General features: G+C 69.7%; 7 protein-coding genes. 4 read left to right on the forward strand and 3 right to left on the reverse strand.

The annotated features are described in order from the left end of the window. Positions 1-96 precede the first annotated feature (96 nt). Both OC534_RS18295 and murU read left to right on the forward strand, forming a co-directional pair. Positions 97-1,062 (forward strand): phosphotransferase, encoded by a 966-nt coding sequence (locus OC534_RS18295; RefSeq protein ID WP_229296474.1) that lies wholly within the window; start codon positions 97-99, stop codon positions 1,060-1,062. Then, positions 1,059-1,775, forward strand: a complete 717-nt coding sequence (gene murU, locus OC534_RS18300) for an N-acetylmuramate alpha-1-phosphate uridylyltransferase MurU (protein WP_017356240.1) — start codon at positions 1,059-1,061, stop codon at positions 1,773-1,775. Before OC534_RS18295 ends, murU begins: the two co-directional genes overlap by 4 nt. Before the next feature lie 6 nt (positions 1,776-1,781). Here murU and hda read toward each other — a convergent pair whose 3' ends face one another. Genes hda through OC534_RS18315 form a run of 3 tightly spaced genes read right to left on the reverse strand, consistent with a single transcriptional unit; the run spans position 1,782 to position 4,776 of the window. Next, the gene (hda, locus tag OC534_RS18305) at positions 1,782-2,492 is read right to left on the reverse strand and encodes a DnaA regulatory inactivator Hda (protein ID WP_017356239.1); all 711 of its coding nucleotides are present in this window, start codon (positions 2,490-2,492) and stop codon (positions 1,782-1,784) included. Further along, positions 2,489-3,658 (reverse strand): AI-2E family transporter, encoded by a 1,170-nt coding sequence (locus OC534_RS18310; protein ID WP_017356238.1) that lies wholly within the window; start codon positions 3,656-3,658, stop codon positions 2,489-2,491. Before OC534_RS18310 ends, hda begins: the two co-directional genes overlap by 4 nt. Then, positions 3,655-4,776, reverse strand: coding sequence for a DUF2066 domain-containing protein (locus OC534_RS18315; RefSeq protein ID WP_262072342.1), 1,122 nt, complete (start codon positions 4,774-4,776; stop codon positions 3,655-3,657). The genes OC534_RS18310 and OC534_RS18315 overlap by 4 nt, the downstream gene beginning before the upstream one ends. 109 nt (positions 4,777-4,885) lie before the next feature. Between OC534_RS18315 and purM the strand changes: the two genes are divergently transcribed. Together purM and OC534_RS18325 are read left to right on the forward strand one after the other, a co-directional pair. Then, positions 4,886-5,947, forward strand: a complete 1,062-nt coding sequence (gene purM / locus OC534_RS18320) for a phosphoribosylformylglycinamidine cyclo-ligase (protein WP_017356236.1) — start codon at positions 4,886-4,888, stop codon at positions 5,945-5,947. 14 nt (positions 5,948-5,961) lie between these two features. After that, entirely contained in the window at positions 5,962-6,420 is a 459-nt protein-coding gene (locus OC534_RS18325; RefSeq protein ID WP_017356235.1) for a membrane protein, read from the forward strand. Positions 6,421-6,453 lie beyond the last annotated feature (33 nt).

Raw genomic sequence — 6,453 nt, forward strand, 5'->3', positions numbered from 1 at the left:
CGCGCGCCATCCGGCGCCGCTTCGATGTACCCGTCCATGAACGATCCCGCTTCCGACCCGCTGCGCGCCGACCTCCGCCGGCAGTGGGCAGGTTCCATGCTTGGCGACCCGCACCTGGCGCTCGACCGCGCCTCGGTGGACGCCGGCTTCCGCAGCTACTGGCGCGCCACCAGCACGCGTGGCAGCCACATCGTGATGGATTCTCCGCCTGGCCTGGAGGACGTGCGCCCGTGGCTGCGCATGCATGATCTGCTCGCACCCAACGGCGTGCGCGTGCCGCAGGTGTTCGAGCGCGATGTCGAGCAGGGGTTCCTGCTGCTTGAGGACCTCGGCGGCCCCACGCTGGCCCGCCACATCGACGATGCCAACGCAGATGCCTGGTTCGACGCCGCCTTCGCGCAACTGATCCGGCTGCAGTCGATCCCCGTGCCCGACGGCATGGGCAGCTTCGGTGAGGCACTGCTGCAGCGCGACGCCGGCCTGTTCGACGAGTGGTTCCTGCAGCGCCACCTGGGGCTGCAACTGGACTGCGGCGAGCTGGAAGGCCTGCAGCTGGTGCATCGCCGCCTGATGGACAACGCCCTGGGCCAGCCGCAGGTACTGACCCACCGCGATTTCATGCCGCGCAATCTGATGCCGGTCGACGACGGGCCCGCGGTGCTCGACTTCCAGGACCTGGTGCGCGGCCCGATCGCCTACGACCCGGTCAGCCTGTTCAAGGATGCCTTCCTGAGCTGGCCGCTGGCGCGGGTGGATGCCTGGCTGGCGCGCTACCACGCACAGGCACGGGCCGCCGGCCTGCCGGTGCGGCCGTGGCCGCAGTTCCTGCGCGACGCGGACTGGATGGGTGTGCAGCGGCACCTGAAGATTCTCGGCCTGTTCGTGCGCCTGCGCGACCGCGACGGCAAGGGCCATTACTTCGACGATGCGCCGCGCTTCATCCGGTACCTGGACGAAGTGCTGCCGCGCCACCCGGAACTGGCCCCGCTGCGGGCGCTGCTGGAAGACCGCATCAAGCCCGCGCTGGCCCGGCTGGCGCAACCGCGGCCGGCGCGCGCATGAAGGCGCTGGTGTTCTGCGCCGGCAAGGGCGAGCGGATGCGACCGCTGACCCTGCACACACCCAAGCCGCTGCTGGTGGCCGGTGGCAAACCGCTGGTGGTGTGGCACCTCGAACGCCTGGCCGCGGCCGGCATCGACGAGGTGGTGATCAATACCTCGTGGCTGGGCGACCGGTTCGCGCCGGCGCTGGGCGATGGCGCGCGCTGGGGCCTGCGCCTGCATCTGGTCGACGAAGGTCCGATACCGCTGGAGACCGGCGGCGGCATTCTCAACGCGCTGCCGGTGCTGGGTGACGGCCCGTTCCTGGTGGTCAACGGCGATGTCTGGACCGACGTGGATTTCGCCACGTTGCCGGTACAGCCGCACGGCGACGCGCACCTGGTGCTGGTCGACAATCCGGTGCAGCACCCGCGCGGGGATTTCATCCTGCACGACGATGGCACGGTGGGCGATGTGGGCGATGCGCCGCGCCTGACCTATGCCGGTGTGGGCGTGTTCCGCCCGGGGATTGTGCAGGGATGGCGCGAGGTCATCGGCGGTACCGACGGTGCCGCTGCCACGCCGCCGCAGTTCGGACTGGCGCCGTTGATGCGTCACGCGATGGGCGACGGCCGGGTCACCGGGCAGCATCATCGTGGGCAATGGACCGATGTGGGCACGCCGGAGCGGTTGGCGGCACTGGATGCGGCGCTGCGCCGGCAGCCACAGCGGTAGAGCGCGCTACAGGCGGTGCGAGCCTTCTTCCACCACCTGGCGCAGGAACGGCACGGTGATGCGCCGCTGCGCGGCCAATGATTCGCGATCCAGCCAGTCCAGCAGGCTGACCAGGCTGCCCAGCTCGCGTCCGGTGCGGGTCAGCAGCCATTCGATCGCGGCCTCGTCGATGGCCAGGCCACGGCGCGCCGCACGCTCGCGCAGCACCGCCGCACGGCCTTCATCGTCCAGCGGCTGCAACACCACGCGCACGCACTGCTGCAGGCGCGAACGCAGGTCCGGCAGCACCAGGCCCAGCTGGTCGGGCGCATGCTGGGCGGTGTACAGCAGCGTGATGCCGGCACTGCGTGCGCGGTTGTGGAAGTCGAACAATGCCACTTCATCGTCGCGGTGCCCGGCCACGGCATCCAGGCCGTCGAGCGCGACCAGATCGCGGCCTTCCAGTGATTCCAGCGCGGCGCGCGTGCGCCCGACCACCGCCTTCAGCGGGAGGTACGTCGGCTGCCGACCGGCCTGCTCGGCCAGCGAGCACATCGCCAGCGCCTGGTGGGTCTTGCCGGTGCCTGCCGCGCCTTCCAGGTAGACCCAGTCCGATGCCGCGCCGATGGCGATCGCACGCAGCTGCGCCAGCGCCCCGTCCGGGGCGCCGATGAAGGTTTCCAGGCGCTCGTCCTGCGGGTAGCGCAGGGCAAGCGGCAGCTGCGGGACCACGCTCACTGGCCGTCCGGATCCTTCGGCATCGTGATCACCACGTCGGTCTTGTCGATGTAGGAATCGAGCACGATTGCCGAGCGCTCACCGGCATACAGCTCGCTTTCGCGGTAGCGCTGGTGCGCGTAGCGCAGCAGCACGTTGCTCACCGCCGCCACCGGCAGCGCCAGCAGCATGCCCAGGAAGCCGAACAGCTGGCCACCGGCCATCACCGCGAAGATGACGGCCACCGGATGCAGGCCGATCTTGTCGCCGACGATGCGCGGGGTCAGCACGTAGCTCTCCAGCAGCTGGCCCACGGTGAACACCACGCCCACCAGGATCAGCAGCTTGAGATCGAAGCCCTGCGCCTGCACCAGCGCGGCCACCACGGCCATGACGATGCCGGTGGTCGCACCCAGGTAGGGGATGAAGCTGATCAGACCGGCGACCAGGCCGATCAACAGGCCCAGCTTGAGCCCCACCAGCGACAGCCCGGCCGCGTACACCACGCCCAGCGCGATCATCACCAGGAACTGGCCGCGGATGAACGCACCGAGCACTTCATCCGACTCGCGCGCCAGGTTGGTGATGGTGGCAATGTGGTTGCGTGGGATCATCGAGGCCACCCGCTCCACCAGCTTGTCCCAGTCGCGCAGGAAGTAGAACGCCAGGATCGGCAGCAGCAGGATGTTGACCACCCAGGTGACCATCGTGAAGCCAGAGCGCGACACGTAGCCGAAGAAGGTCTTGGCAAAGCCGCCGGCCTGCTGCCAATGGCTGCGCACCCACTCGATCAGGCGGTCCGGGTCCAGCCACTGCATGACTTCCAGGCCGGTCTTCTGCTCGAACCACGGAATCCCGGTCTGCATCAGCCACTGCTGCGCCTGCGGGATCGCCGCGATCAGCGTGGCGATCTGGCGCTCGATCATCGGCACCAGGATCAGCAGTGCCGCCGTGATCACCAGGATCATCGCCACGAACACCAGCACCACGCCGGTATTGCGGGAACGGCCGGTGGCCTCGATCCGATCGACCAGCGGGTCGCCCAGCCAGGCCAACGCCAGTGCCAGCACGAACGGGGTCAGAATCGGGCCGAGCAGCCAGATCACCCAGCCCGCCGCCAGCGCGACCAGCACGTATTTGAGGCGGCGCAGGAACTGCGCGATTTCCGCTTCGGGGCTGAGGATCATCGCAGGCGGTACTCGTTGCTGGCCGGCACGGGCGCGGCAGTGGGTTCGTCGCCATCGACCGGGACGGGCAGCGGTGCGACCGGCACCAGCACGCCATTGTCGCCGAGCATGCGGTTCAGGCCGGCCAGGCCGGTGGTCATGTCCAGCGCCAGCTCCAGGCGGTCGCCGGCAGCGCGCACCGGCACCACGTTGCGCACCACCGGGGTCTCGCGCAGGCCGGCGGCCAGGCGCATGTAGTCCTCGGCGCTGTGGATGCCGGTGACCACGATCCGGTAGGTACCCGCCGTACCGGTGGCTGCACCGGCCTTGGCGTAACGCCGCACCAGCGCGTCGGCGGCCCCGTCGGCACCACCGGCCATCGCGCGGCGGGCATCGGTGTCCTTGGTGGACCACTTGTTCAGTTCCTTGCCGCCATCGACGAACACCCAGTCGGCCACCCAGCCGCCGCTCTTGTCGCGGTACAGCTTGCCCACCAGCTGCATCGGCGGGGCATAGCGCGCCGACGCACGGGCCACCGCGGCGGTGTCCTGGCGCCAGATCGCACCGACCAGGGCCTGCTCGGCCGCACTGCCCGACGGCAGGCCCAGCTTGTAGCCGCGCTCGATCGCGCGGTTCAGCAACGGGCGGGCGGCATTGGCCTGCTGCACGGTGACCAGGCGCGGGCCCGAGCCGTCATCGATGGCCAGCCAGACCACCGGCTTGGGCCGCGGCTGCGGCCACAGCGGCAGCCCCAATGCGCCGATCAGCCCATCCACGTCATCCTGGCGGAAGCGCGCCACCAGCACCGTCCGGTAGCTGGGGGCGCCGCTGGCCGAGGTGCTCTGGTCCTGGCGGTAGTCGTAGCTGGCCACGTAATCCTTGGCCCCGCGCAGCGACTGCACCACGCCCGGCCGGGCCATCACGCCGCGGTCGCCGGAGAGCTTGGCCAGCACGTTGCCCAGCGCGCGCGCCAAGGCGCCATTGCGGTCGGCATCGCTCTGGCTGTTGACCGGCACCTCCGCCTCATAGGCGCCGGAGGCGCTGGCGACATCGCCCTCGGTCCGCAGGCCACTCTGGGCCATCGTGGCCACCGGCAGGCACAGGGCGAGGAACATCACAAACAGGAGGCTGCGGCGCATCAGGACTTTCCATAGAGCGTATCCAGGGGGAATTGTTGCCCGAATAGGGCCTGTGCGCCAACGTGGCCTGTTAAAATCCCGCTTTCACCCCAGCGCAGCGCCCACGCCCGTGACCAACTCCCCGTCTTCGACCCCTCCTTCCCTGACCTACCGCGACGCCGGTGTCGACATCGACGCAGGCAACGAGCTGGTCGAACGCATCAAGCCGCTGGTCAAGCGCAGCTTCCGGCCGGAAGTGATGGGCGGCCTGGGCGGTTTCGGCGCCCTGTTCGACCTGTCCAACAAGTACCGCGAACCGGTGCTGGTCTCGGGCACCGACGGCGTGGGAACCAAGCTGAAGCTGGCCCAGCAGCTGGGCCGCCACGACACCATCGGCATCGACCTGGTGGCCATGTGCGTGAACGACGTGCTGGTGCAGGGCGCCGAGCCGCTGTTCTTCCTGGATTATTTCGCCACCGGCAAGCTGGACATCGACACGGCCGCCGCCGTGGTCGGCGGCATCGCCAATGGCTGCACCGAGGCCGGTTGCGCGCTGATCGGCGGTGAAACCGCCGAAATGCCGGACATGTACCCGCCGGGCGAGTACGACCTGGCCGGCTTCACCGTGGGCGCGGTGGAGAAGTCCGAGCTGCTCGACGGCGCGCGCGTTGCCCAGGGCGACCTGCTGATCGGCATCGCCTCCTCCGGCCCGCACTCCAACGGCTACTCGCTGATCCGCCGCATCTACGACCGCGCCGGGCAGCCGGCCGACCTGGTGCTGGAGGACGGCAAGCGCCTGGTCGATGCGCTGATGGCGCCGACCGCGCTGTACGTCAAGCCGGTGCTGGCGCTGCTCAAGGCCCACGGCGAGGCCATCCACGGCATGGCCCACATTACCGGTGGCGGCCTGACCGAGAACATCATCCGGGTGGTGCCCGATGGCCTGGGCCTGGACATCCGCGCCAGCGCCTGGTCGCTGCCGCCGGTGTTCCAGTGGCTGCAGCGCGAAGGCGCCGTGGCCGATGCCGAAATGTGGCGCACCTTCAACTGCGGCATCGGCTTCGTGCTGGTGGTCCCGCCGGCGCAGGCCGGGCGCATCGGCACCGCGCTGGACGGCCTGGGCCTGGCGCACTGGACCATCGGCGAGGTCACCGCCGCCACCGACGGCGCCGAACGCGTCCACATCGGCTGATCCGGGAGATACGCATGGACGCTGCCCCCACCCCGCTGGCTCCGCCGCCGCTGCTGTCGCTGGAAGACCAGGGCCATCTGCGCCTGCTGTCGATCTTCCACTACGTGGTCGCCGGCCTGATGGCCCTGTTCGCGCTCTTCCCGCTGCTCTACATCGGGATCGGCCTTGGCATCGTCAACGGCTGGTTCCCGGCCAACCAGCAGGCCGCCGGCGCCAACAGCGACCTGATGGTGGGCTGGATGTTCGTCGGCATGGGCGCGCTGTTCCTGGTGGTCTGCCTGACCATGACATCGCTGATGGTGCTGGCCGGGCGAAGCCTGGCGCAGCGCCGCCGGTACACGCTGTGCCTGGTGGTGGCGGCCCTGTCGTGTCTGTTCACGCCGTTCGGCACCGTGCTGGGCGTGTTCACCCTGGTGGTGCTGTTGAAGCCGGCGGTGAAGCCCGCCTTCCAGCCCGTGCCTGCCCAACCCTGAGCGCCCGATGACCCCGACCCCGCCCCCCTTGCC

This window comes from Stenotrophomonas sp. Marseille-Q5258, assembly GCF_946900935.1.
Classification (GTDB): domain Bacteria; phylum Pseudomonadota; class Gammaproteobacteria; order Xanthomonadales; family Xanthomonadaceae; genus Stenotrophomonas; species Stenotrophomonas nematodicola.